Source organism: Mesorhizobium sp. J428, from assembly GCF_024699925.1.
Taxonomy (GTDB): domain Bacteria; phylum Pseudomonadota; class Alphaproteobacteria; order Rhizobiales; family Rhizobiaceae; genus Mesorhizobium_A.
Window position 1 is genome coordinate 2,254,291 of sequence record NZ_JAJOMX010000001.1, and the last position, 23,371, is coordinate 2,277,661.

23 protein-coding genes, 1 tRNA gene and 1 pseudogene are annotated in these 23,371 nt (G+C 66.5%); 15 read left to right on the forward strand and 10 right to left on the reverse strand.

What is annotated here, in order from left to right; translation table 11 throughout:
- Positions 1 to 20 precede the first annotated feature (20 nt).
- The 9 genes and pseudogenes from LRS09_RS11350 (at position 21) to LRS09_RS11395 (ending at position 8,371) form a co-directional block, all read left to right on the forward strand.
- Positions 21 to 594, forward strand: a pseudogene (locus LRS09_RS11350) (GbsR/MarR family transcriptional regulator).
- Entirely contained in the window at positions 591 to 2,336 is a 1,746-nt protein-coding gene (cydD, locus tag LRS09_RS11355; protein WP_257806583.1) for a thiol reductant ABC exporter subunit CydD, read from the forward strand. Before LRS09_RS11350 ends, cydD begins: the two are co-directional and overlap by 4 nt.
- The gene (locus tag LRS09_RS11360; RefSeq protein ID WP_257806585.1) at positions 2,333 to 4,024 is read left to right on the forward strand and encodes an amino acid ABC transporter ATP-binding/permease protein; all 1,692 of its coding nucleotides are present in this window, start codon (positions 2,333 to 2,335) and stop codon (positions 4,022 to 4,024) included. The genes cydD and LRS09_RS11360 overlap by 4 nt, the downstream gene beginning before the upstream one ends.
- A 75-nt stretch (positions 4,025 to 4,099) precedes the next feature.
- The gene (locus LRS09_RS11365; protein WP_257806593.1) at positions 4,100 to 5,677 is read left to right on the forward strand and encodes a cytochrome ubiquinol oxidase subunit I; all 1,578 of its coding nucleotides are present in this window, start codon (positions 4,100 to 4,102) and stop codon (positions 5,675 to 5,677) included.
- 6 nt (positions 5,678 to 5,683) lie between these two features.
- A complete protein-coding gene (gene cydB, locus LRS09_RS11370; RefSeq protein WP_257806595.1) occupies positions 5,684 to 6,841 on the forward strand; it encodes a cytochrome d ubiquinol oxidase subunit II in 1,158 nt (385 codons plus the stop codon).
- A 16-nt stretch (positions 6,842 to 6,857) separates the two neighbouring features.
- Entirely contained in the window at positions 6,858 to 6,980 is a 123-nt protein-coding gene (gene cydX, locus LRS09_RS11375; protein ID WP_257806597.1) for a cytochrome bd-I oxidase subunit CydX, read from the forward strand.
- A 233-nt stretch (positions 6,981 to 7,213) separates the two neighbouring features.
- A complete protein-coding gene (locus LRS09_RS11385; protein ID WP_257806599.1) occupies positions 7,214 to 7,351 on the forward strand; it encodes a hypothetical protein in 138 nt (45 codons plus the stop codon).
- 30 nt (positions 7,352 to 7,381) lie between these two features.
- Positions 7,382 to 8,008: a DUF3011 domain-containing protein gene (locus LRS09_RS11390; protein WP_257806601.1), complete on the forward strand. Its 627-nt coding sequence runs from the start codon at positions 7,382 to 7,384 to the stop codon at positions 8,006 to 8,008.
- A 90-nt stretch (positions 8,009 to 8,098) separates the two neighbouring features.
- The gene (locus tag LRS09_RS11395) at positions 8,099 to 8,371 is read left to right on the forward strand and encodes a hypothetical protein (RefSeq protein WP_257806603.1); all 273 of its coding nucleotides are present in this window, start codon (positions 8,099 to 8,101) and stop codon (positions 8,369 to 8,371) included.
- A 4-nt stretch (positions 8,372 to 8,375) separates the two neighbouring features.
- Here the strand turns inward: LRS09_RS11395 and LRS09_RS11400 are convergent, their stop codons facing one another.
- From LRS09_RS11400 to LRS09_RS11430, 7 genes are all read right to left on the reverse strand, one after another.
- On the reverse strand, positions 8,376 to 8,813 hold the full coding sequence (locus LRS09_RS11400; RefSeq protein WP_257806606.1) for a type II 3-dehydroquinate dehydratase: 438 nt from the start codon (positions 8,811 to 8,813) through the stop codon (positions 8,376 to 8,378).
- A 4-nt stretch (positions 8,814 to 8,817) separates the two neighbouring features.
- Complete coding sequence (locus LRS09_RS11405) at positions 8,818 to 10,119, reverse strand: TRAP transporter large permease (protein WP_257806608.1); 1,302 nt, start codon at positions 10,117 to 10,119, stop codon at positions 8,818 to 8,820.
- Positions 10,116 to 10,634: a TRAP transporter small permease gene (locus LRS09_RS11410; protein WP_257806610.1), complete on the reverse strand. Its 519-nt coding sequence runs from the start codon at positions 10,632 to 10,634 to the stop codon at positions 10,116 to 10,118. Before LRS09_RS11410 ends, LRS09_RS11405 begins: the two co-directional genes overlap by 4 nt.
- Positions 10,635 to 10,716: 82 nt before the next feature.
- Complete coding sequence (gene dctP / locus LRS09_RS11415) at positions 10,717 to 11,703, reverse strand: TRAP transporter substrate-binding protein DctP (RefSeq protein ID WP_257806613.1); 987 nt, start codon at positions 11,701 to 11,703, stop codon at positions 10,717 to 10,719.
- Between the two features lie 27 nt (positions 11,704 to 11,730).
- Positions 11,731 to 12,720 (reverse strand): TRAP transporter substrate-binding protein DctP, encoded by a 990-nt coding sequence (gene dctP, locus LRS09_RS11420; protein WP_257806614.1) that lies wholly within the window; start codon positions 12,718 to 12,720, stop codon positions 11,731 to 11,733.
- Positions 12,721 to 12,741: 21 nt separating this feature from the next.
- A complete protein-coding gene (locus LRS09_RS11425) occupies positions 12,742 to 13,629 on the reverse strand; it encodes an SMP-30/gluconolactonase/LRE family protein (protein WP_257806616.1) in 888 nt (295 codons plus the stop codon).
- Positions 13,626 to 14,534 (reverse strand): shikimate dehydrogenase, encoded by a 909-nt coding sequence (locus LRS09_RS11430; protein ID WP_257806618.1) that lies wholly within the window; start codon positions 14,532 to 14,534, stop codon positions 13,626 to 13,628. Before LRS09_RS11430 ends, LRS09_RS11425 begins: the two co-directional genes overlap by 4 nt.
- Before the next feature lie 157 nt (positions 14,535 to 14,691).
- Here LRS09_RS11430 and LRS09_RS11435 point away from each other — a divergent pair, with 157 nt between their 5' ends.
- Positions 14,692 to 15,357 carry a TetR/AcrR family transcriptional regulator gene (locus LRS09_RS11435; protein ID WP_257810176.1) on the forward strand — a complete coding sequence of 222 codons (666 nt, stop codon included), beginning with the start codon at positions 14,692 to 14,694 and terminating at the stop codon, positions 15,355 to 15,357.
- A gap of 185 nt (positions 15,358 to 15,542) precedes the next feature.
- On the opposite strand, the gene LRS09_RS11440 is transcribed toward LRS09_RS11435, so the two are convergent.
- Positions 15,543 to 15,618, reverse strand: a tRNA-Ala gene (locus LRS09_RS11440).
- Between the two features lie 162 nt (positions 15,619 to 15,780).
- Positions 15,781 to 16,164: a TIGR02300 family protein gene (locus LRS09_RS11445; RefSeq protein ID WP_374684907.1), complete on the reverse strand. Its 384-nt coding sequence runs from the start codon at positions 16,162 to 16,164 to the stop codon at positions 15,781 to 15,783.
- Positions 16,165 to 16,433: 269 nt separating this feature from the next.
- On the opposite strand from LRS09_RS11445, the gene aroA reads away from it, so the two are divergent.
- The 5 genes from aroA (at position 16,434) to rpsA (ending at position 22,696) form a co-directional block, all read left to right on the forward strand.
- The gene (gene aroA / locus LRS09_RS11450) at positions 16,434 to 17,771 is read left to right on the forward strand and encodes a 3-phosphoshikimate 1-carboxyvinyltransferase (protein WP_257806622.1); all 1,338 of its coding nucleotides are present in this window, start codon (positions 16,434 to 16,436) and stop codon (positions 17,769 to 17,771) included.
- 42 nt (positions 17,772 to 17,813) lie between these two features.
- The gene (locus LRS09_RS11455; RefSeq protein WP_257806625.1) at positions 17,814 to 18,521 is read left to right on the forward strand and encodes an SDR family oxidoreductase; all 708 of its coding nucleotides are present in this window, start codon (positions 17,814 to 17,816) and stop codon (positions 18,519 to 18,521) included.
- Positions 18,522 to 18,540: 19 nt separating this feature from the next.
- On the forward strand, positions 18,541 to 20,124 hold the full coding sequence (locus tag LRS09_RS11460) for a CHAD domain-containing protein (RefSeq protein ID WP_257806627.1): 1,584 nt from the start codon (positions 18,541 to 18,543) through the stop codon (positions 20,122 to 20,124).
- A 49-nt stretch (positions 20,125 to 20,173) separates the two neighbouring features.
- A complete protein-coding gene (gene cmk / locus LRS09_RS11465; protein ID WP_257810177.1) occupies positions 20,174 to 20,821 on the forward strand; it encodes a (d)CMP kinase in 648 nt (215 codons plus the stop codon).
- 192 nt (positions 20,822 to 21,013) lie between these two features.
- Positions 21,014 to 22,696 (forward strand): 30S ribosomal protein S1, encoded by a 1,683-nt coding sequence (rpsA, locus tag LRS09_RS11470; protein WP_257806629.1) that lies wholly within the window; start codon positions 21,014 to 21,016, stop codon positions 22,694 to 22,696.
- A gap of 75 nt (positions 22,697 to 22,771) precedes the next feature.
- Here the strand turns inward: rpsA and LRS09_RS11475 are convergent, their stop codons facing one another.
- Positions 22,772 to 23,233: a DoxX family protein gene (locus LRS09_RS11475; RefSeq protein ID WP_257806631.1), complete on the reverse strand. Its 462-nt coding sequence runs from the start codon at positions 23,231 to 23,233 to the stop codon at positions 22,772 to 22,774.
- Between the last annotated feature and the right edge of the window lie 138 nt (positions 23,234 to 23,371).

A 23,371-nucleotide genomic window follows, 5' to 3' on the forward strand; every position in this document is an offset into this window, starting at 1 on the left:
GAAATAAGTGACGCGCCCTCATGAACCTCTCCCCGACGATCCAGGCCTTCGTGCTGCATTTCGGCGAGATGGGCAGCCGCTGGGGCATCAACCGGACCGTCGGACAGATCTACGCGCTGCTCTACGTCTCGGGCGAGCCGCTCTGCGCGGACCAGATCGTCGACGCGCTCGGTATATCCCGGTCGAACGTCTCGATGAGCCTGCGCGAGCTCCAGGGTTGGAACCTCGTTCTGCTCAAGCACCTGCCGGGCGACAGGCGCGACTACTTCACCACGCCTGACGATGTCTGGCAGATCCTGCGCACGCTCGCAGAGGAGCGCAAGAAGCGCGAGGTCGACCCGACGCTCTCGGTCCTGCGCGAGCTGCTCATGCAGGCACCGACGAGCGAGGAGGACCGGCGCGCGCAGCAGCGGCTGGGCGAGATGCATGCGCTGATCGAACGGCTCACGACCTGGGTACGACGACGTGAAGCGGCTGGAGCCGGAGCGGCTTGTGACGCTGCTCGCGCTCGGCTCGAAGGTGACGAAACTTCTCGACACCAAGGACAGGATCGTCTCTCTTGGCCGCAAGCGCAAAGAGCAGAGCACGCCATGACCGCGGCCGAGCCCTATGTCACGCGCCGGGCTCCAGCTTCGGCGTCGTTCGCTTCTGCTGAGGAAGCGGGGGCTCTCGTCCGTCCCCGAGCGACATCGAGACTGTCCGCCCGCACGGGAACGTTGCTGCAGGCCGCCGCGGCGCTGCTGTGGATTCCGCAGGCGGGCCTCATCGCCATGGTCATCGGCGGTATCGCGGCGGGCGAGCCCGCGCGCGCCGCGCTGGTCCCGGCCGCGGCCGTCTTCCTGCTCGGCCTCCTCCGCGCCGGTCTGGAGTGGGCCGGCGTCCGAATGGCCTTCGATGCGGCGCGAAAGCAACTGTCGGATCTGCGTGCAGAGGCGATCGCCGCCGTGGCCGACCGGTCTCCCCTCGACATGTCTGCGCCGTCGTCCGGGCTTGTCGCCAGTGCGATTGCAGAGCAGGCCGAGGCGGTCGTGCCCTATCTCGCGCGCTTCCAGCCCCTGCGCTTCAAGGCGGTGGTTGTGCCCCTCGCGATCCTTGCCTGCGTGCTCGCCTTCTCCTGGGTGGCCGCCCTGATCCTGCTGGTGGCCGCGCCGCTGATTCCGCTGTTCATGGCGTTGATCGGCTGGGGCGCCAAGGAGGCGAGCGAAAGGCAGCTTGCGCGGATGGGCGACATGAATGCCTTCCTGCTCGACCGTCTGCGCGGCCTGGCGACGATCCGCACCTTCGACGCCGTCGACCGCACGGCGCTGCGGCTGCGCGCCGACGCCGAGGATCTCAGGACGCGGACGATGGCGGTCCTGCGCATCGCGTTCCTGTCGTCCGCCGTGCTGGAACTGTTCGCCGCGCTCGGCGTGGCGATGGTCGCGGTCTATGTCGGCTTCCATTTCCTGGGCCAGCTCGAATTCGGCGCCTGGGGCGGCAAGCTGTCGCTCGCTCAAGGCCTGTTCGTCCTGATGCTCGCCCCTGCCTTTTTCGAGCCGCTGCGCGACCTGTCGACGGTCTGGCATGATCGCGCCGCCGGCCAGGCGGGGCTGGAGGCGGTCGAGAAGATGGCCGTCCGTGGCATGCCGATCGTCGGCTCAGCCGCCGGAGAGGCCCGTCCTGCGGAGCGCGGCATAGCGCTTTCAGTCACGGCGGAAGACCTCAGCTTCCGATATCCAGGCCGTGATAGTTATGTGCTGGCGGGATTCGATCTCAACGTCAGGCCGGGCGAGCATGTCGCTCTCGTCGCGCCGAGCGGCGCGGGCAAGTCGACGATACTGGCCTTGCTCGCCGGCCTCGCGCCGGTGTCGGGCGGCGTGATCCGGATCGGCGGCGAGCCGCTCAACACGGCCAATGCGGCGCGCCTGCGCGCCTCCATGGCCTGGATCGGCCAGCCGCCGCACATCTTCCCGGGCACGGTCGCGAGCAATGTCTCGCTCGGCCGGCCGGATGTCGGAGCGCGTGAGATCGCCGTTGCGCTGAAGGTCGCCCGGCTCGACGGCGTGGCGGCCCGCCGCGGGCCGTCTCCCGTCGGCGAGAATGGCGTCGGCCTGTCGGGGGGCGAGGCCTTGCGCCTGGCGATCGCGCGCGCTGCCGCGGGCCCGGACAAGGGGCTGATCCTCGCCGACGAGCCCACCGCCCACCTCGACAGCTCCACCGCGAGCGAAGTGACCGAGAGCCTGCTCGCGGCCGCAGCTGGGCGCACGCTCGTCGTCGCCACGCATGATCCCGTCCTGGCGGGCCGCATGGACCGCATCATCGATCTGTCCCACAGGCGGGCGGAGGCGACGGCATGAGCCGGTTCCGCTCCCTGCGCGTCGTGCTCGCGCTCTTCCGGTCCGGCAACAGACGGATGCTGCTTGCCGGCGCCGTGCTCTCGCTCGCGACCGCGCTTGCCGGCATCGCGCTTCTCGGCCTGTCCGGCTGGTTCATCGCGGCCACGTCGATCGCCGGCCTCTCGGTCGCGACGGCGCTTACCTTCGACATCTTCATGCCGTCGGCTGGCATACGCCTGCTGGCGCTGGGCCGGACCGCCTCGCGCTATGGCGAAAGGCTGGCGACCCACGAGGCTACGCTCAAGGTCCTGGCGGCTCTCAGGGAGCGGGTGTTCCGCGGCTGGGCCTCGCCCGCCGCGGCGCGCACGCTCGCCATGCGCCCGTCGCGGGCCCTGTTCGGGCTGACGCTCGACATCGACGCGCTGGATACGCTCTATCTTCGGGTCATCGTCCCGGTCTTCGCCGCGACAGGCACCGCGCTGGCGGTTTCGGCTGCGCTCGGCTTCATCCATCCGCTTCTGGGCGCCGGCACGGCGCTGCTGCTGCTCGCTGCCGGCCTCGGCATCCCGGCTGTCGCTGCCCGCCGTGCCGAGGCTTTCGCGCGCCGCAGGGCGTATGCCCTCGAAGCATTGCGCTCGCGCACCATCGACCTGGTGAAAGGCAGGACCGACCTGCTGTTGGCCGGTCGCGCCGGCGCCCAGATCGAGGCAGTCGCCGCGGCGGACCGGCGTCTTGCGCAGGCCGACATCGGCCTCAACCGCATTGAGACCGGTGCGGGCTTTGCGCTCGGGGTAGCTGGCGCTGCTTTGCTGGCAGGCGTGCTGCTCGCTGTAGCCCTGCTTGCGGAGCGTGGCGACATCGGTGCACCAGCCGCAGCCTTCGCCGTCCTTCTTGCCCTGGCGAGCCTCGAGCCGTTCGCGCCGCTGCGGCGCGGCGCGGTCGAGTTCGGCCGCACTCTCCTCGCCGCGCGCCGACTGGCGCCGCAGCTGACGGACAAGGCTGGAACCACCGCGCTGCCCGAGCCGGCACAGGCGGGCGTCGCGGCACGGCTGCGGTCGGTCTCGGCGAGCTACGACGGCCAGCACCGCCCGGTCCTGTCCGATGTCTCGCTCACGGTGCGGCGTGGCGAACGCGTCGTCGTCATCGGGCAGAGCGGGGCGGGCAAGTCCACGCTCCTCTCGCTCCTCGCCGCGGAACTGGCACCGGTGCGCGGCAGCGTGGAAATCCTGCCGGCGACGCTGCTGACGCAGCACACGGAGCTGTTTGCCGATACCCTGCGCGGCAATCTGGCGTTGGCACGGCCGGAGGCAACGGAGGCCGATATGATCGCGGCTCTCGCCGCCGCAGGTCTCGACGAGATGGTGGGCCGCCTGCCGCACGGGCTCGACACGGCGCTTGGCGAGGCGGGCGCCGGCCTGTCCGGCGGGCAAACCCGCCGGCTGGCGCTCGCGCGCGTCCTGCTGCGCGATGCGCCTGTATGGTTGATGGACGAGCCGACGGAAGGACTCGACGGCCCGACCGCGCGCGATGTGGTCGCGCGCATCGACGCCGCCGCGGCCAATCGATCGCTTATCATTGCTACGCATATCCGCCGTGAAGCCGAACTCGCCGACCGCCTCGTCCTGATGCGCGACGGCCGGATCGTCGCGGAGGCGTCACGCGGAAGCGCGAAATACAAAGAAATGCTCGACGGGCTTCGCCCGGACTGAGTTGGAACGTCGAAGCCCGGGCAGCGCGCAAGGCGGCCCCGGCAAGCAAGGGAGGCGGCAGCGCCGGATCCGGTCATGGAACTCGATATCGTAGCTCTCTCGCGGCTGCAGTTCGCAATCACCGCGCTCTATCACTTCCTCTTCGTTCCGCTCACGCTCGGCCTGTCGATCCTGCTCGCCATCATGGAGACGGTCTATGTGATGACCGGCCGGGTGATCTGGCGGCAGATGACCAAGTTCTGGGGCACGCTGTTTGGTATCAACTTCGCACTCGGCGTCGCCACCGGCATCGTGATGGAGTTCCAGTTCGGCATGAACTGGAGCTACTACAGCCACTATGTCGGCGACATCTTCGGCGCGCCGCTGGCGATCGAGGGCCTGATGGCCTTCTTCCTCGAGGCGACATTCGTCGGCCTGTTCTTCTTCGGCTGGGACAAGCTGTCGAAGCTCGGCCATCTCGCCGCCACCTGGGCGGTGGCGATCGGCTCAAACTTCTCGGCGCTGTGGATTCTGATCGCCAATGGCTGGATGCAGAATCCGGTGGGCTCGGCCTTCAACCCGCAGACCATGCGCATGGAGGTCGTCGACTTCTACGAGGTCCTGTTCAACCCGGTGGCGCAGGCGAAGTTCGTCCATACCGTCTCGGCGGGATATGTCACGGCTGCCGTGTTCGTCCTCGGCGTGTCGGCCTGGTACCTGCTCAAGGGCCGCAGCGTCGCGCTGGCGAAGCGCTCGATGACGGTGGCCGCGTCCTTCGGCCTTGCTTCGGCCTTGTCGGTCGTGGTCCTCGGCGACGAGAGCGGTTATCTCTCGACCGAGCATCAGAAAATGAAGCTCGCCGCGATCGAGGCGATGTGGAAGACCGAGCCGGCGCCCGCGCCTTTCACGGCGTTCGGCTTCCCCGACCAGCAGTCGCGCACGACACATTTCGCTGTCCATATCCCCTGGGCCATGGGTCTGATCGGCACGCGCTCGCTGACCACGGAAATCCCCGGCATCGAGGAACTGGTCGAGCATGCAAAGGTTCGCATCCGCCAGGGCATCCTCGCCTATGACGCGCTGCAGAAGATCCGCGAGGCGGGCAGCACGGCGGCGATCCCCGACGACGTGCGAACCGCCTTCGAGGACAACGGCATGGACCTCGGCTACGCGCTGCTCCTGAAGCGCCATGTCGACGATCCCCGCCAGGCGAGCGAGGATCAGATCGCGCAGGCGGCCTGGGACACGGTCCCGAACGTGCCCACCCTGTTCTGGACCTTCCGTATCATGGTCGGCCTCGGCTTCGGCTTCATCCTCTTGATGGCGGTGTTCTTCTACCTCTCGGCGCGTCACCGCCTCGACCGCTATCCATGGCTTCTGCGCGTCGCGGTCTTCGCGATCCCGCTGCCGTGGATCGCGGCCGAGTGTGGCTGGATCGTCGCCGAGGTCGGACGCCAACCCTGGATCATCGAGGGCGTGCTGCCGACGGCGGCGGCCGTGTCGAGCCTTGGCGCAACCACGGTGCTGATCACCATCCTCGGCTTCGCGCTGATCTATACCGTCCTGTTCATCGTCGAGATGTCGCTGATGGTCGTCGCGATCCGCAAGGGCCCCGAGGATGATCACCAGCCGGAGCCGGCGATCGCCCCTCCCTCCCTCGTTCCCGCGGAGTGACCAGCCATGATCCTGCATGATCTCATCGATTATCCGACGCTCCGCGTCACCTGGTGGGTGTTGCTCGGCGTTCTCTTGATCGGCTTTGCCGTGATGGACGGTTTCGACCTCGGCACCGGCACGCTTCTGCCCTTCGTCGCGAAGAACGACCTCGAGCGCCGCGTGGTCATCAACGCGGTCGGCCCGGTCTGGGAAGGAAACCAGGTCTGGCTGATCCTCGGCGGCGGGGCGATCTTCGCCGCCTGGCCGCCGCTCTACGCCGTGTCCTTCTCGGGCTTCTATCTGGCGATGTTCGCAATCCTCTTCGCGCTCATCCTGCGGCCGGTCGCCTTCAAATACCGGTCGAAGCGCGAGAGTGCCGCGTGGCGTTCGCGCTGGGACTGGGCGCTGTTCATCGGCGGTTTCGTTCCGGCGCTCGTTATGGGTGTGGCGGTGGGCAATGTCCTGCAGGGCGTGCCGTTCCACTTCGGCTCGGACCTGCGCATCTTCTACGACGGCACGACGCTGTTCGAGCTACTCAATCCGTTCGGCCTGCTCTGCGGCCTGCTGTCGGTTGCCATGCTCGTCATGCACGGCGCGGCGTGGCTGGTGCTAAAGACGAAGGACGAGGTGGCCGTCAGGGCGCGCACCTATGGCAGCATCGCCGCGCTCGTGACGATCGGCCTCTTCGCAATCGGCGGGCTGTGGCTGTGGACCGGCATCGACGGCTACCGTCTCACCAGCGCGGTCGTGATGGACGGACCGTCCAACCCGCTCGCCAAGACGGTGGAGCAGGGGGCCGGCATCTGGTTCGAGAACTATGCGGCCCACCCGTGGATGATGGCCGCTCCGGCACTGGGTTTCGGCGGCGCGGCGCTTGCCCTTCTCCTGCTGCGCCTGCGACGCGAGGTGTTGACGCTTATTGCGAGCGCGCTGTCGATCCTCGGCATCATCTCGACCGTCGGCCTGTCGATGTTCCCGTTCATCCTGCCATCGTCGGTCGACCCGCGGTCGAGCCTGACGGTCTGGGACGCCTCGTCGAGCCATCTGACGCTGTTCATCATGCTCGTCGTCACCGCGATCTTCATCCCGATCATCGTCGCCTATACGAGCTGGGTCTATCGCGTCCTGTGGGGCAAGGTCGACGCGGATGGCATCCGCAACGGCACCGGCCACGCCTACTGAAGGAAAGGAGTTCGTCATGTGGTATTTCGCCTGGCTGCTCGGCCTCCCCCTCGCCGCCGCCTTCGCCGTGCTCAACGCGATGTGGTACGAGTTGATGGAGGACGAGGCGCAGAAACGCGCCGCCGACAAGCCGAACTGAGAGATTTGCACGGAGGGATCCGGCTCGGCGCGGACGGGCGTGCCGTCCGCGCTACCGTGCGGGCGCGATATGCTGGGCCAGCAGCTTTTCCAGCCAGTCGACGAAGACCTGCGTGCGCCGCGAGATGTGCTGGCGGTGGGGGTAGAGCAGGGTCATCGGCATCGGTTCCGCGCGAAAGCCTCCGCGAGGCGGCGCATTTCGTCGCCGACTATGACAAGATCGTCACGGACAAGGTGAAGTCGTCGGTTGCGAAACAGACCTATGCGACCCTGTTTGCCAACTGGCAGGGCGTATGCATCGGCGATGGCGAAGTCTGGTTTTCCGGGGTCGGCGATGCGAATGTCATCCGGATCACGGCGATCACCGATTGATCCCGCGGTCTGCCATCAGGAGGACATGACATGATACGCATCCTAACCGCCGCCGGCGCTCTTCTCGCTCTTGGTTATATGGCCTTGCCTGCGCAGGCGGAGTCCACGGTCAAATGTGTGTCGCGCAACTATCAGTACGACGAGTGCTGGGCCGGCCCGCTCAAGCGGCCGCAGTTGATCCATCAGGTCTCGAGCAGTGCCTGCATCCTGAACCGGAGCTGGGGATATAATCCGCAGTCCGGCTACATCTGGGTGGCCAACGGATGCGCCGGCGTCTTCGCCGACGTCACCGGATACCACTATGGACGCGGCGGCAAGGTCGACCCCGGTGCCCGCACCTATGACGAGCATGGTCACGACGTCGGCGCGGCGGTCGGCGCCGCCGTCATCGGCGCGATCGTCGGCGGCATCGTGGCCGGCAATCATCACGGCCATCAGCACACCACCAGCAACGTGCGCGAGGACGACGGCTACAATGGCTGTCACGGAATCGGCTGCATGGTCACCCCGCCGGACGATAACGACACCATCGACACCAGGCCTCAATTCGACAAAGAGGGAAATCCGAATTTCGACATCCACGGCAACTACCAGGGCTGCCACGGCGTCGGATGTTTCGTCGACGATCCGGACAGCACCGACGACAGCGACCAGTAGCGCCTGCGCGCAGCCAGCCGGGCGGCAAGCCTTGCCGGGGCCGCGTCGCGGCGCCCGGCGCAGCGGGGACAGGGAGCCCGGCGAAGTCTCATGCACACGCTGACGATGATCCTCGCCGGTCTCGCACTGCTCGGCGTTTTCACGCTGCTGGGCCGCCTGATCGGCAGCGCGATCTACAAGAAAGTGGTCTACGGAACCGTGCCGCTGTCCCATGTCGCGGGTGTGGTCGTGCTGGCGGCGCTGATTCCTGTCGCCTTCACGGTGGATCTCCTGACGATGGGATGGCTCACGACGATCGTCATGCTGGCCATCGGCATCTGGGATGGGCAATCGAAGCGCCGCAGACAGTCTGCCGCGGCGTGACGGGTCACGAGCCCGGTTCGATCATATCCCCCATCGCCTTGACGGCGACCTCGTAGCCGCGCGGCCCCAGTCCCGCGATCACGGCGGTCGCGACCTTCGACACCAGCGAGGTGTGATAGATCTCCTCGCGACGGTGGATATTCGAGATATGCAGCTCGATGATCGGGCCGGGAAACATCTTGAGCGCGTCGAGCAGCGGGATCGAACGGAAGCTGAGGCCCGCCGGGTTGATGACGATGCCCGCGCCCTCGTCGATCGCTTCGTGCACCCAGTCGACGAGCTGATGTTCCGCATTGGTCTGGTGGAACCGGAGGTGCCTTTCCCCCGCTGCCTTTCGGCACATGTCCTCGACTTGGGCGAGTGTCGTCGTGCCGTAGATTTCGGGTTCGCGCTTGCCGAGGCGGTTGAGGTTGGGGCCGTTGAGGACGTAGATCGGCTTCATCGGGCTATCCTTGGTATCCGAAGAGGCGCGGCAGCCACAGCACCACGTCCGGGAAGAAGGTGATGATGATGAGCGAGGCGATCATCGTGTAGAGGAAGGGCAGCACGTCCCTGACGATATCCCACAGCGGCACATTGGCGATGCGCGTCATGATGAACAGCAGCAGGCCGTAGGGCGGCGTGACGAGGCCGAGCATGATGTTGACCACGCACATGACGCCGAAGTGGACCAGGTCGATGCCGAGCGCGTTGGCGGTGGGGATGAACACCGGCAGGATGACGAGGATGATCGTCGTTCCCTCGAGCACGCAGCCGAGGACCAGCAGGATGAGATTGACCATGATCAGGAAGCCGGTCGGCGACAGGTCCCAGCTGGTCAGAAGCACGCTCAGCGACTGCGGAATGTTCTCGACCGTGACGACGTAGTTGAGCACCAGCGCGCCGGCGATCAGCATGCCGATCGAGGAGGTGGTGCGCGCGCTCGCCAGCACCGAGCGGTAGAAGTCGCCGAAGGACACGCTGCGATAGAGGACCACCGAGATGAACAGCGCGTAGGCGGCCGCGACCGCTGCGGCCTCCGTCGGCGTCGTGATGCCCGAATAGATACCGCCGAGGAGAACGACCGGCATCAGCAGCGCCGGCAGCGCCTGCCAGGTGATGCGCGGTATCTCGCGCAGCGGCGTCGGCGCCTCGACGGGGAAATTGCGCGAGCGCGCCTGCACGGCGACGAGCACCATCTGGAGCCCGGCCATGAGAAGGCCCGGGACGACGCCGGCCAGGAAGAGGTAGCCGATCGAGGCGTCGGAGACGAGCGCATAGATGATCATCGGGATCGACGGCGGGATGATCGGCCCGATCACCGAGGTCGCGGCCGTCAGCGCCGCGGCATAGCTCGCCGGATACTTGCCGTCGGCGGTCATCATGTTCTGCATGATCTTGCCGGAGCCCGCAGCGTCGGCGATGGCCGAGCCCGACATGCCGGCGAAGATGATCGACTGCAGGATGTTGACCTGGGCGAGCCCGCCGCGGAAGCGGCCGACGATAGCGTTGCAGAAGCTCATCAGCCGGTCGGTCATCGAGCCGATGTTCATCAGCTCGGCCGCCAGGATGAACAGCGGCACGGCGAGGATGATGTAGTTCGAATACATCCCGTTGAGGAACTGCTCGGCGGCCGTGCCCATGTCGAGCCCGGCCATCCAGAGATAGAGGATGGAGCCTGCGATCATCGCGTGGCCCACCGGAAGACCGAGCAGCGCCAGCGCCGTGATGGCGACGATACAGATCGAGAAGGGACTGGCGAGGCTCATACGCCGGATCCTGCCTTGGTGGGGTCGAATTCTTCGGGCGCCGAGCCGCGCAGCACCTGCCAGGACAGCCAGAGGTAGCGGACGATGATGGCGACGACGAAGACGATGTAGATGCAGAACACCCAGTCGAAGCGCAGCTTCAGATAGGCCGTCTTCTCGACCTTCATGAAGGTGACGTAGTCGACCACTGCCGGGAACGAGAAGCCGTAGAGGAAGATGAGCGAGGCAGCGCAGATCAGGAACATCGCGCCGCGCGTGCGCGGGCCGACCGATGCGTAGATCAGGTCGAACCGCATCTCCTCCTGCTCGGTCAGCACGAAGGCCGCGCCCCACAGCACGATCCAGATCCAGAGCACCGCGCTCAGCTCGTTGGTCCAGCCGGTCGGCCAGTTCAGCACGTAGCGGAACAGGATCTGCAGCAGGAAGGCGGCGAACATCACCGCCAGCATCCCCGCCAGCACGTTCTCCGCACGGGCATAGAGCCACCCGCCCGCCGCTCTCAGTCTCGGATTCATCTCGCTTCCCCTTGAAGGATCGGTAGGCCGTCGGCTCGAATCGGCGGCGAGGCCGGACGGCGGACCGCCCGGCCCCAGCGCGTCACAGGGCGTTGATCTTGTCCACCATCCCGGCCGGCCATTCCTTCGCTTGCTCGGACGCCAGATACTGGTCCTGGACGTGCTTGCGGAAGGCGGCGACGTCGGGTTCGTAGATCTTCAGTCCTTTCGCCTTGAAGCTCTCGGCGAGCTCCTTCTCGCGGGTCAGATGCTTCTCGGTCGAGAAGTCGATCGCCTTGTCGGCCGCCTCCTGGAACTTCGCCTGCTTCTCGGCGCCCATCTCGTCCCATACCTTCTTCGAGACCGTGAGCAGGTCGTATCCGACGAGGTGCGAGGTCAGAACGATCTGGCTCATCACCTCGTAGAACTTCATATTCTCGACGTTCGGCAAGGGGTTGTCCTGACCGTCGATCGCACCGGTCTGGAGCCCGGTATAGACCTCGGCATAGGCCATCGGCGTCGGGTTGGCGCCGAGCGCGGTGCCGAGGAACTGCCAGGCATCGCCGCCGGGCATGCGCAGCTTGATGCCGGCCATGTCGGCGGGCGTCTTGATCTCCTTGTCGACCTTGAGCCCCACCTGGCGCACGCCGAAATAGGTCGGGCCCAGCACCTTCACGCCAAGCTGGTCCTCGGTCATCTTCTTCATCTCGGCACCGGCCTCGCTCGCGAAGAATGCCTTGAGGTGGGCAGCGTCGCGGAACAGGTAGCCGGCCGTGAGGATCGACCAGGCCGGAATCTGCTTCGAGATGTCCTGCGGCGCGAGGTTGCCCATCTCGAGATTGCCGCGCTGGAGCGCGACGAGCTCGGTGCCCTGCTTGAAGAGGTTGCCGCCGTAATAGCCCTCGAAGGTGAAGTCCTCCGCGATCGCTTCAGCGAACATCTTCATCATCTCGGCGCGGATGTCCTGCTCCGAGAAGACGGCCGAGAAGCGCAGCTTCGGCTTGTCCTGTGCCCAGGCCGGCAATGCCGTGGCGGTGGCCGCCAGGCCGGCGCCAATCATGAACCGGCGGCGCGTCGTGTGGAACGTCATGTCTTTCCTCCCTTTCTGCTGGTTGATCTAAAGTGCGTTGATGCGGTCGAGCATTCCTTCCGGCCAGTCCTTGGACAGCGGCGATTCGAGATACTTCTTGTTCGAGTAGGCGCGGAAGGCGTCGACGTCGGGCGTGTAGACGTCCAGCCCGGCGCCCTTGAAGAAGTCGATCAGCTCGGCTTCCTGCTTGACGTATTCCTGGTCGCTCCACGCGAAGGCTTCGTCCGCGGCGGCCTGCATCGCCTTCTGCTGCTCCGGCGTCAGCGAATCGAACAGCTTGGCGTTGATCATCAGCAAGCCGAAGCCGACATTGTGCCCGGTCAGCACGATCTGGTTCGTCACCTCGTAGAACTTCATCAGCTTGTCGTTCGGCAGCGGATTGTCCTGTGCGTCGATCGCACCGGTCTGGAGGCCGGTGTAGACCTCGGCATAGTCCATCGCGACCGGGTTGGCGCCGATCGACTCGCCGAGGAACTGCCAGGCTTCGCCACCCGGCATGCGCAGCTTCACGCCGGCGAGGTCCTCGGGCTTCATGATCTTCTTGTCGCCCTTGAGGTTGAGATGGCGCGTTCCATAATAGGCCGGCGCCAGCACGACCACGCCCATCTCCTCGCGCGCCAGCTTCTTGAACTCGTCGCCGATCTCGCTGTCGAAGATCGCCTTGAGATGCTTGGCGTCGCGCACGAGATACGCTGCCGTCAGGATGGAAAAGGCGGGAACCTGCTTGGCGAAGTCCGACGGCGGCATCAGCGCCATTTCGAGATTGCCGCGCTGCACCGCCACGATCTCGGTGCCCTGCTTGTAGAGAGACGAGCCGAAATACGGCTCGAAGGCGAAGTCGCCCTCGAGTTTCTTTGCGAAGATTTCCACCAGAGCCTTCGAACGCGGCGCTTCCGCGGTGGTCGAGTCAGCGAAGCGCAGCTTGATCGGCTCGGCCATCGCGGCCCCTGCCGCGGCAAGCATTCCGATTGCCGTTGCCGCTGCCAGAAGAGCGCGGCGCGTGAATGTGGATGCCATCAAGATCCTCCCTCGAATATCTCAGCCGAAGCGGTGCTCCGGAATGCCTTGTCCAACACCCTCGATCGCGAACAGGCCGCCGGCCATCGGCTCGGAGGCAAGCTGCGCCGCGTCGAGGAATTTCCATGCGCTCGTCACATAGAGCGTCTTCAGGTCCCGCCCGCCGAAGCAGAGGCAGGTCGGGTTCGTAAACGGCACCGGGATGACGCGGTCGATCGTCCCGTCCGGCCGGTAGCGCACCACGCGACCGCCGGCGAAGAAGGCGGCCCACAGGCAGCCGTCCGCGTCGACGCAGGCGCCGTCCGGTCGATCGCCGGTCGCCGTGTAGTCGGCAAAGATACGCCGGTTGGTCACGACGCCGTCGTCCAGGTCGAGATCGTAGGCGTAGCTCGTGTAGCGGCGGGTGTCGGTGAAGTAGAGCGTGCGGCCGTCCGGCGAAAAGGCGATGCCGTTCGCGACGATCACGTCGCCGGCCATCCTGGTCGCCGCGCCGTCGGGATCGACGCGATAGAGCGAGCCGTTCGGACGGTGCAGCTGGTTGTCCATCGTGCCGACCCAGAAACGGCCGCGCGCATCCACCCGCCCGTCATTGAGCCGATTGTCCAGGCCAGGTTCCACGCTCGCCAGCGTGCTGCGCCGGCCCGTGGCGTCTTCCCTGAGATAGAGGGTCAGGTCCTCGGCAAGGAGCCTGTCGCCCGATTTGGCGAGCGCCTGCGTGCCTGCGAATGTGCCGGGCAGTTCCGTCACCTGATGGTCCCCGGTCGCGGGATCATAGGACTGGAGCCGCGGCTGCTCGATGTCGATCCACCACAGCCTGTTCGTGCGATCGCACCACAACGGCGTCTCGCCGAGCCGGTCGCGGCTTTCGACGACGCATTCGACCTTGGGCTGGCGGACGACAACCGTCATGCGGCGGCTCCGAAATGCTCCGCCATCGCCGACCGGTCCGCCGCGCGGCCGGTGAACAGCTCGAAGGCGCGGACCGCCTGATAGACGGCCATCCCGGCTCCCGGGAGAACACGGCAGCCGAGCGCGCGCGCCGCCCTGAGCAATTCGGTCTCCGCCGGGAAGTAGATGATATCTGCGACCCACTGGCGCGGTGCGAGCAGGTTGGCGGCGAAGGGCGTGCCCGGATATTTCGCCATGCCCACCGGCGTGCAGTTCACGATCCCCTCGGCGGACTGTACGGCCGCCGCGTGATCCGTCTCGGTCCGTATGCGCGTGCTTCCGTTGGCGTTCATCCGCTCGGCAAGCGCGTTTGCGCGCGCGCGATCGTTGTCGACCACGATCAACTCTCCGACGCCGAGGTCGATCAGTGCGCGGGCGACCGCGACACCGGCTCCGCCTGCACCGAACTGCGCGACGCGGCCGACCAGTGCGCCGGGCAGGCCATCACGGAAGCTTTCGGCGAATCCCCAGCAATCCGTGTTGTGGCCGTTCACGCGCCCGGCGCGGAAAACCAGCGTGTTCACCGCACCGATCGACGCAGCATTGATCGAGAGCTCGTCGACGAAGGGCAGCACCGCCTGCTTGAACGGATGGGTCACGTTCACCCCTGCGAACCCGGCTGTTGCCGCGGCCTGGACGACCTCGCCCAGCGCGCTGTCGGGCAGGCCGAACCGGTCGAAGTCGAGCAGATGATAGACGCAGTCGAGGCCCAGCCGCCTCGCCTCGAGTTCATGCATGATCGGCGAGCGGGAGAGCTGAATGCCCCTGCCGATAAGGCCGATGGTGATGGACCCGTCCCGACGAACGCCGCGCGGCCCGGCAAGGGCCTTCAGCATCCCGGCGATGGCGTCGGTGACTGTCGTCACATCTCTCTCCCTGGGCGGATGATGAATCCGCCGGCGGCGCGGCGCCGCTCTTGTCTTTGCCGGATGCGGGCCGGTAAATGGCCCGCGTCGGATATTGGCGACAATGTACGAACTGGTTAGTTTAGTCAACAACGTCCAGGGAAAGGCGTTCGCACGCATGGAGGGCAAGGCCGCGGGCAGCCGGCGCAGGACCGAAAACGGTCCGACGCGTACGCAGGATCCGGAGGGGACCCGGCGCAACATCCTCGAGATCGCCTCCGAGGAGTTCGCGCTGAACGGGCTGTCGGGCGCGCGGATCGACGAGATCGCGGCACGGACGCGATCCTCCAAGCGCATGATCTACTACTACTTCGGCGACAAGGAAGGGCTCTATCTCGCAGCACTTGAGAACGCCTACCGCCGCGTGCGCGAGGGCGAGTCCAAGCTCGATACCGAGGGTCTTCCGCCCGTCGAGGCGCTGCGCAAGCTGGTGGAGTTCACTTTCGACCATCATCACGCGCATGAGGATTTCATCCGGATGGTGATGATCGAGAACATCCATCACGGAGAATATCTCGCCGGCTCGGAGGTCATCCGCGGCCTCAACGTCACCGCGATCGACCACATCGCCCGTATCTACGAGCGCGGTCTGGCGGAGGGCGTCTTCCGCGCGGGCATCGACGCGATCGAGCTGCATTGGCAGGTCAGTGCGCTGTGCTTCTTCAACGTGTCGAACCGCGCGACATTCTCGAAGATCTTCGGGCGCGACACCGGCGCCCCGGAGGAGCAGGCGCGGCTCCGCGAGAACACCGTCCAGATGATCCTCCGCTTCGTCGCAGCCTGAATCGTTTCTGCCGGATCGTCCGGCCGCGCGAACGGCGCGCGCAGACGTCCGCGGTCCGCCGTCTTCGCGCTGCGCGCCTGCCTCCCACGGCAGCCGCCGCCGGCACGGTCTTCGAGCAGAACTATACCATCCGGACAGAAAGCGCGGAACTTCGGACATCTCGGGACGTCAGGTGGTGAGGAAATTGGTGGAGCCAATCGGAATCGAACCGACGACCTCTTGAATGCCATTCAAGCGCTCTCCCAACTGAGCTATGGCCCCACGCTCCGGCCTTTCGGACCGCGCCGTCTCCGGCGGAGAGCTCGGCAGGATGGGATCCCTGCCGAAGATCGAGGCGGCTTCTAACCCCGCCGCCTCGCAAGATCAAGGCCTCTGCGACACGAATGCCGACTTTGTCGGAATCCGGCCTCCAGGCCTGGAAAATCAGATCTCGTCGTCGTCCTCGCCGCCGACGCCGATGATGTCGGCGACATCGTCGTCCTCTTCCTCCTCGTCCGGCAGGAAGGTGTCGTCGTCCTCGTCGTCGATTTCGACGTCGTCGTCATCGCCGAGATCGGGCAGGTCGTCCGCGCCGCCCTTGGCCTCGTCGTCGGCCTCCTCGAGCGACACCATGTCGGGGGCGTCCTCTTCGGCGTCCAGTTCCTTGTCGGCGACCTCCTCTTCCTCCTCGATCGTGCTCAGCACGGTGGATTCGAAATAGGACCGCGGATAGCTCTTGCCGGTGTAGGGCGAGACGATCGGATCGCGGTTCAGGTCATAGAATTTCTTGCCCGTTTCCGGGTCGATGCGCTTGGTACCCAAGTTCAGGTTTCGCCACTGTGTCCGCCTCGTGGAAACAGGCCCGGGATTACCCGGACCGCGCCGTGCGGAACTTCGCCCGCAGGATACGCGCCGTAAAAATGAGTTCGGTCCCATATCCACAAGTCGCGCCCCTGTCAAAGCTTATTGAAGGCCGGAATTGCCGCAACCCACGCCGGAGGCAAGCCGGCCCGCGCTGCGGGGATGACCGTCTCGTCGCCCCGTGCTAGACAGCCGCCGCGCGGGCCCGTGCCTGCGAAGGGGGACAGGAACCGCCCATGACCGACCAACCGTCGCCGCAGCCCGCGACCGCGCGGCTTTCCCCGGCGCTGAAGGGCGCTGTGCGGGTGCCGGGCGACAAGTCGATCTCGCACCGCGCGCTGCTGCTCGGCGGGCTCGCCGCCGGCACGACCCGCATCACCGGCCTGCTCGAAGGCGACGACGTGCTGCGCACCGCCGCTGCGATGCGCGCATTCGGCGCAAGCGTGGAAGGGGGGAATGGCGAATGGATTCTGCGCGGGGTCGGCAATGGCTGTCTGCTCGAACCGCAGGAACCGCTCGATTTCGGCAATTCGGGCACCGGGGCCCGGCTCGCCATGGGGCTGGCGGGCGTCTACGACATGCCGACCGCCTTCAAGGGCGACGCCTCGCTGTCGAGACGACCGATGGGCCGCGTGCTTGATCCGCTGCGGCTGATGGGTGTCCAGGTCGAGGCGACGCCGGGCGACCGGCTGCCGCTCAACCTGCGCGGGCCGAAGACGGCCGCTCCGATCACCTATCGCGTGCCCGTGCCGTCGGCACAGGTGAAGTCCGGCGTGCTGCTGGCCGGCCTCAACGCGCCGGGTGTCACGACCGTCATCGAGGCGGTGCCGACCCGCGACCATACGGAAAAGATGCTGCGTGCCTTTGGCGCGAACCTCGAGGTCGAGACGGATGCCGGGGGCCTGCGCCACATCCGCGTCGGCGGGCAGGGACGGCTGACAGGCCAGGCGATCGCGGTGCCGGGCGATCCGTCCTCTGCCGCCTTCGTCCTGGTCGCAGCCCTTGTCGTGCCCGGGTCCGACGTCCTGATCGAGAATGTGCTGATGAACCCGACGCGAACCGGTCTCATGGATACGCTGCGGGAGATGGGCGCCTCGATCGAGGTTCTCAACGGCCGTGCGGCCGGCGGCGAGGACGTGGCGGACCTGCGCGTCCGTTCTTCCGAGCTGACAGGCGTCACGGTGCCGCCCGAGCGCGCGCCCTCGATGATCGACGAATATCCGGTGCTCGCCGTCGCGGCCGCCTTCGCCGAAGGCGAGACCTTGATGCATGGGCTGGACGAGCTGCGCATCAAGGAATCCGACCGGCTCGCCGCCGTCGCGGCGGGGCTGAAGGCCAACGGCGTGGACTGCGAGGAAGGCAAGGACTGGCTGCTCGTGCGCGGTTCCCCCGAGGGACGCGGCCTGGGCGGCGGCACCGTCGAGACCAGCCTCGACCACCGTATCGCCATGAGCTTCCTCGTGATGGGGCTGGCGGCGGAGCAAGCGGTCACCGTCGACGACACAGGCATGATCGCGACCAGTTTTCCGCATTTTCTGGATGTGATGCGGAGCGTCGGGGCGCAGATCGAGTAGGTTCGGACAATTTCCCGTTCCGGAATCGAAGGAGCAGGTCACGTGAGCGCGCAAAAGGTTGCACTGGTGGTCGGTGGCGGATCGGGCATGGGGGCTGCGGCGGCCCGCAGGCTCGCGGCCGACGGATTCGCGGTCGGCATTCTGTCCTCCTCCGGCAAGGGCGAGGCGCTGGCGAAGGAGCTCGGCGGGCTCGGCGTCACCGGTTCGAACCAGTCGAATGACGATCTGAGGCGCTTCGTCGACCTCGCGGTCGGGCGCTGGGGCCGCGTCGACGCGCTGGTCAACAGCGCCGGACACGGACCCCGCGCACCGCTGCTCGAGATCACGGACGAGCAGTGGCACACGGGCTTCGACGTCTATTTCATGAATGTGGTGCGTTCCGTGCGGCTCGTCGCGCCGGTCATGGCGGGGCAGGGCGGCGGCGCGATCGTCAACATCTCGACTGCCTGGGTGGCAGAGCCGAGCCCGATGTTCCCGACCTCGGCCGTGGCGCGGGCGGGGCTTGCCGCCTACACCAAGCTGTTCGCGGACGAATACGCGGCGAAGAAGGTGCGCATGAACAATGTCCTGCCGGGCTGGATCGACAGCCTGCCGGCCACCGAGGAGCGCCGCTCCGGCGTGCCGATGCAGCGCTACGGCACCAGCGAGGAAATCGCCGCCACCATCTCCTTCCTCGTCTCGGACGGTGCGGCATATATCACCGGCCAGAATCTGAGAGTCGACGGCGGCCTGATGCGATCGGTAGGATGACCGGGCAGGGAGACCGGGGGTGGTCTCCTCCGCCAGCCCGATCAAGAATGCTGAGATGCGGGAAATAGAGCTCAAGTTCCTGCTCAAAGAGCCGCCGGCCGCCATCTGGGCGCGCGCAAGGCGGATCGATCCGACCTTCACCCGGCCGCGCACGCGCACGCTGGTCTCGGTCTACTACGACACGCCGGACCGGCGGCTTCGCGAAGCCGGGATCGTGCTGCGGATACGCCGGGACGGCAGGCGGTGGTTCCAGACGGTCAAGGCAGGGCGCAGCACGGTCGGCGGCTTCACCGATGTCCAGGAAGCCGAGACGGCCGCGAAGAGCGAGCGGCCCGACCTCCAGTCCGTCCCCGACCAAAAGCTCAGGGAAAAGATGGTCGCACTCTGCGAGGGACGCGAGCTTGTGCCGGTCAGCGCCATGCAGTTCAGGCGTTCGAGCGGCGTCATCGTCGTTCCGGACGCCGCGAAGGTGGAAATATCGACCGATGTCGGCACGATTTCTGCCTCGGATCTCACGGCGCCGTGGCGCGAGCTGGAGATCGAGCGGATCGAAGGCAGCCCGCGCGCCCTGTTCGACGTCGCAGCCGCGCTTCACCCGGATGGCGGCCTGCGCTTTTCCCGGCTGAGCAAGTCCGCGCGCGCGAACCTGCTGGCCGAGGAAGGCAGGGTTGAGCCGCTTCCCGTCCCGCGTTGCGCGGCAACGGTCCCGCTGGCTCCGGCAATGTCCGCCGAACAGGCGGCGCGCGACGTGCTTCGCGAATGCGCTGGCCAGATCGTCGCCAATATCGATGTCGTCCGCGAGGCGGACGATCCCGAGGGCCCGCACCAGCTGCGGATCGGGCTGCGACGGCTGCGCAGCTGGCTGTCGATCTTCCAGCCGCTCGCGCTGAGCGCCGAGCTGACGAGGCTGAGCGAGGAGGCGCGCTGGCTCGCCGGCGAGGTCGGGAGCCTGCGCGACCTCGACGTGACGGGGTCGGATATCGTGGGTCCCGAGGCTGAACGCCATCCCGACGAGCCGGCGCTCGCCGCACTGGTGCAACTGACGGCGTCGCGCGCGACGTCCCGGCGCGAGATATTGAGACGGACGTTGCGGGACGGCCGCGTCCAGGCCTTCGAGCTCGACCTCATCCGCTTCGTCGAGCTGCGCGGCTGGATCGAGGAAGGCGACCTCGACCAGTCCGGACGGCTGTCGACGCCCGTCGAGGCCTTCGCGTCCGAGGCGCTTGCCCGACGCTGGAAGAAGGTCCTGAAATGCGGCCGCGGGCTGAAAAAGCTCGACACCGCGCATCGTCACGAACTGCGCAAGCAGTTGAAGAAACTGCGCTACGCGATCGAGTTCTTCGCGCCGCTCCACGAGACGAAGCGCTGCGCGAAGATGACGGAACGGCTCAAGGCGCTGCAGGACGTCTTTGGAGAACTGAACGATGCCGCTGTGGCTCATGGCATCCTCGATGCCCCGGACTTCGCGGCCGCGGCCGACACGCAGATGCAGCGCGCGATCGGCTGGACGCTTGGGGCAAGTGCCGCGCGCGCCGACCAGGCCTGGACGAGGGCATCGAAGCTTTGGCGAAGGCTGAAGGAGTCCAGGCCGTTCTGGGATTGAGCGCCGATCCGCTCTTGCGCCCGGCTGCGAGACAGGCTTGATGCCGCTCATGACCAGTCTCCTCATCGCCATCGACGGGCCCGCCGCTTCCGGCAAGGGCACGCTCGCCCGCCGCCTGGCGGATTACTATCACCTGCCGCATCTCGACACGGGCCTGACCTACCGGGCCGTGGCCTGGCATCTTCTCCGCAACGGCCAGTCGCTCGACGACGAGGCGTCCGCGATCGAGGCGGGCCGGCACGTCGATCTCTCCAACCTCGACAAGCATGCGCTGTCGGCGCACGGCGTCGGCGAGGCGGCGTCGCGCGTGGCGGTGATCCCGGAGCTGCGGCGCATCCTGGTCGACAAGCAGCGCGACTTCGCCCGCCAGCCGGGCGGCGCCGTACTGGACGGCCGCGACATCGGCACCGTCGTCGCGCCGGAGGCCGACGTGAAGCTCTACATCACCGCCAGCCCCGAGGTGCGCGCGCAGCGGCGCCTGCGCGACATCGAAGGCCGCGGCGGATCGGCGGACGTATCGGAAATCCTCGCTGACATCCGCCGTCGCGACGAGCGCGACATGGGCCGCGCCGACTCGCCGCTGAAGCCCGCGGCCGACGCGCACTTGCTCGACACGTCCGATATGTCTATAGAGGCCGCGTTCCGCGCGGCCCGCGCCATCGTCGATGGTGTGCTGGTCAAGCGGGGCGAGGCCTGATCCGGCGGCGAGCCTTCCAAAACGGAAGCCCGACACCCATATCAGGCCCCTGAACCAGCCTGCCAGCATTCTCATGCGCCGGAACTTGCCGCTCGATGCGGCACAAGGGCTTTGATGCCCGGAACGCCGGCAGGCCATCGCAACACGAACCACGGCGCCTGTCCCGCCTCGTCGGGACATCCAGGAGATCATATGTCAGCTGCAAACCCCTCTCGCGATGATTTCGCGAGCATGCTCGATGAGAGCTTTTCAGAGAGCAATTCCGCCGAAGGATCCGTCGTCCGCGGCATCATCACGTCCATCGAAAAGGACATGGCCATCATCGACGTCGGCCTGAAGGTCGAAGGTCGCGTGCCCCTCAAGGAATTCGGTTCCAAGGCCAAGGAACTCAAGGCCGGTGACACGGTCGAGGTCATGGTCGACCGCATCGAGAACGCGCTTGGCGAAGCCGTCCTGTCGCGCGAGAAGGCTCGCCGCGAGGAGAGCTGGGTCAAGCTCGAAGAGAAGTTCAACCGCAACGAGCGTGTCGAAGGCGTCATCTTCAACCAGGTCAAGGGCGGCTTCACGGTCGACCTCGACGGCGCGGTTGCCTTCCTGCCGCGTTCGCAGGTCGACATCCGTCCGATCCGCGACGTTACCCCGCTCATGCACACGCCGCAGCCCTTCGAGATCCTCAAGATGGATCGCCGTCGCGGCAACATCGTCGTGTCGCGCCGCACCGTGCTCGAAGAGTCGCGTGCCGAGCAGCGCTCCGAGATCGTCCAGAACCTCGAAGAGGGTCAGGTGGTCGAGGGCGTGGTCAAGAACATCACCGACTACGGTGCGTTCGTCGACCTCGGCGGCATCGACGGCCTGCTGCACGTCACCGACATGGCCTGGCGCCGCGTCAACCATCCGACCGAGATCCTCAACATCGGTCAGACGGTCAAGGTGCAGATCATCCGCATCAACCAGGAAACCCACCGCATCTCGCTCGGCATGAAGCAGCTCGAGAGCGATCCGTGGGGCGACATCGGCACCAAGTTCCCGATCGGCAAGAAGATCAAGGGAACGGTCACGAACATCACCGACTACGGTGCGTTCGTCGAGCTGGAGCCGGGCATCGAAGGCCTCATCCACGTTTCCGAAATGTCGTGGACCAAGAAGAACGTCCATCCCGGCAAGATCCTGTCGACCAGCCAGGACGTCGACGTCGTGGTGCTCGAGGTCGATCCGGCCAAGCGCCGCATCTCTCTCGGTCTCAAGCAGACGCTTGAGAATCCGTGGGAAGCCTTCGTGCGCAACCATCCGGTCGGCTCGACCGTGGAGGGCGAGGTCAAGAACAAGACCGAGTTCGGCCTGTTCATCGGCCTCGACGGCGACGTGGATGGCATGGTGCACCTCTCCGACCTCGACTGGACCCGTCCGGGCGAGCAGGTCATCGAGGAATACCAGCGCGGCCAGATGGTCCAGGCACAGGTGCTCGACATTGATGTCGACAAGGAGCGCATCTCGCTCGGCATCAAGCAGCTGGGCCGCGACACCGTCGCGGACTCGGGCGACATCCGCAAGAATGCGGTCGTCACCTGCGAGGTCATCGGCGTGAAGGACGGTGGCATCGAGGTCCGGCTCGTCGAGAGCGGTCTCGAGAGCTTCATCAAGCGTTCGGACCTGTCGCGCGATCGCGACGAGCAGCGCCCCGAGCGCTTCTCGATCGGCCAGAAGCTCGACGCCCGCGTCATCGCCTACGACAAGAAGACCCGCAAGCTGCAGGTCTCGATCAAGGCGCTGGAGATCGCCGAGGAGAAGGAAGCCGTGGCTCAGTACGGCTCGACCGACTCCGGCGCGTCGCTCGGCGACATCCTGGGTGCAGCACTCAAGGGCCGCAACAACTGATCGACCGCTAAGGCTCGAAACAAGAACCCCGCCGGAGCGATCCGGCGGGGTTTTTCTTTGGCGATGGAAATTTCGTCAGAACGTCTTCGCCAGCCGCGCGTCGACCGAATGCGCGCCGCCGCCGCGCACGGCCAGGAAGGCGAAGATCGCAGCCCAGATGATCGACTTTTCGGCGCCCTGGTAGCCCTCGCCAAGCGTCGCCCAGTGAAACCAGACCGTCACCAGAAGCACGACCATCGCCGCGAAGGCTGCCGCGCGCGTGAACAGGCCGAGCACGATCATGATGCCGCCGAAGAACTCCGTGGCCGCGAGCAGTGGCGACCAGAACATGCCCGGAAAGAAGCCCAGGCTCTCGACCATGCCGACCGTTCCAAACGGATCGACAATCTTGCCGGCGCCGTGGGTGATCAGGGTTCCGCCCGCCACGACCCGCAGCAATGTGAAGGCGAGATCGTGCAGCGAGGAATAGACCGGCGCGAGGAAGGGGAGGATGAGGCGGTTGCGTTGCGGGCTCGCGACATCGGTTGTGTCTGTCATGCGGTTCTCCTTGTGTTGCGGTGCACAAATCACCGCGCGTCTCCGTCGGGTCAAATCAACCGGCCTCAACAGCGCGTGAAGGATCCGTGTGCATCGGACATGGAACCCGGACGTTGGGCGTTGCGTTCCCAAGCAGAC

What these genes read in the sequence shown, in the direction of transcription:
- aroA (WP_257806622.1), top strand. Translation starts at nt 16,434, where the DNA reads ATGACCGACCAACCGTCGCCGCAGCCCGCGACCGCGCGGCTTTCCCCG.
- dctP (WP_257806613.1), bottom strand. Translation starts at nt 11,703, where the DNA reads ATGACGTTCCACACGACGCGCCGCCGGTTCATGATTGGCGCCGGCCTG.
- cydD (WP_257806583.1), top strand. Translation starts at nt 591, where the DNA reads ATGACCGCGGCCGAGCCCTATGTCACGCGCCGGGCTCCAGCTTCGGCG.
- LRS09_RS11360 (WP_257806585.1), top strand. Translation starts at nt 2,333, where the DNA reads ATGAGCCGGTTCCGCTCCCTGCGCGTCGTGCTCGCGCTCTTCCGGTCC.
- cmk (WP_257810177.1), top strand. Translation starts at nt 20,174, where the DNA reads ATGACCAGTCTCCTCATCGCCATCGACGGGCCCGCCGCTTCCGGCAAG.
- LRS09_RS11390 (WP_257806601.1), top strand. Translation starts at nt 7,382, where the DNA reads ATGATACGCATCCTAACCGCCGCCGGCGCTCTTCTCGCTCTTGGTTAT.
- cydX (WP_257806597.1), top strand. Translation starts at nt 6,858, where the DNA reads ATGTGGTATTTCGCCTGGCTGCTCGGCCTCCCCCTCGCCGCCGCCTTC.
- rpsA (WP_257806629.1), top strand. Translation starts at nt 21,014, where the DNA reads ATGTCAGCTGCAAACCCCTCTCGCGATGATTTCGCGAGCATGCTCGAT.
- LRS09_RS11400 (WP_257806606.1), bottom strand. Translation starts at nt 8,813, where the DNA reads ATGAAGCCGATCTACGTCCTCAACGGCCCCAACCTCAACCGCCTCGGC.
- dctP (WP_257806614.1), bottom strand. Translation starts at nt 12,720, where the DNA reads ATGGCATCCACATTCACGCGCCGCGCTCTTCTGGCAGCGGCAACGGCA.
- cydB (WP_257806595.1), top strand. Translation starts at nt 5,684, where the DNA reads ATGATCCTGCATGATCTCATCGATTATCCGACGCTCCGCGTCACCTGG.
- LRS09_RS11425 (WP_257806616.1), bottom strand. Translation starts at nt 13,629, where the DNA reads ATGACGGTTGTCGTCCGCCAGCCCAAGGTCGAATGCGTCGTCGAAAGC.
- LRS09_RS11435 (WP_257810176.1), top strand. Translation starts at nt 14,692, where the DNA reads ATGGAGGGCAAGGCCGCGGGCAGCCGGCGCAGGACCGAAAACGGTCCG.
- LRS09_RS11395 (WP_257806603.1), top strand. Translation starts at nt 8,099, where the DNA reads ATGCACACGCTGACGATGATCCTCGCCGGTCTCGCACTGCTCGGCGTT.
- LRS09_RS11410 (WP_257806610.1), bottom strand. Translation starts at nt 10,634, where the DNA reads ATGAATCCGAGACTGAGAGCGGCGGGCGGGTGGCTCTATGCCCGTGCG.
- LRS09_RS11405 (WP_257806608.1), bottom strand. Translation starts at nt 10,119, where the DNA reads ATGAGCCTCGCCAGTCCCTTCTCGATCTGTATCGTCGCCATCACGGCG.
- LRS09_RS11475 (WP_257806631.1), bottom strand. Translation starts at nt 23,233, where the DNA reads ATGACAGACACAACCGATGTCGCGAGCCCGCAACGCAACCGCCTCATC.
- LRS09_RS11365 (WP_257806593.1), top strand. Translation starts at nt 4,100, where the DNA reads ATGGAACTCGATATCGTAGCTCTCTCGCGGCTGCAGTTCGCAATCACC.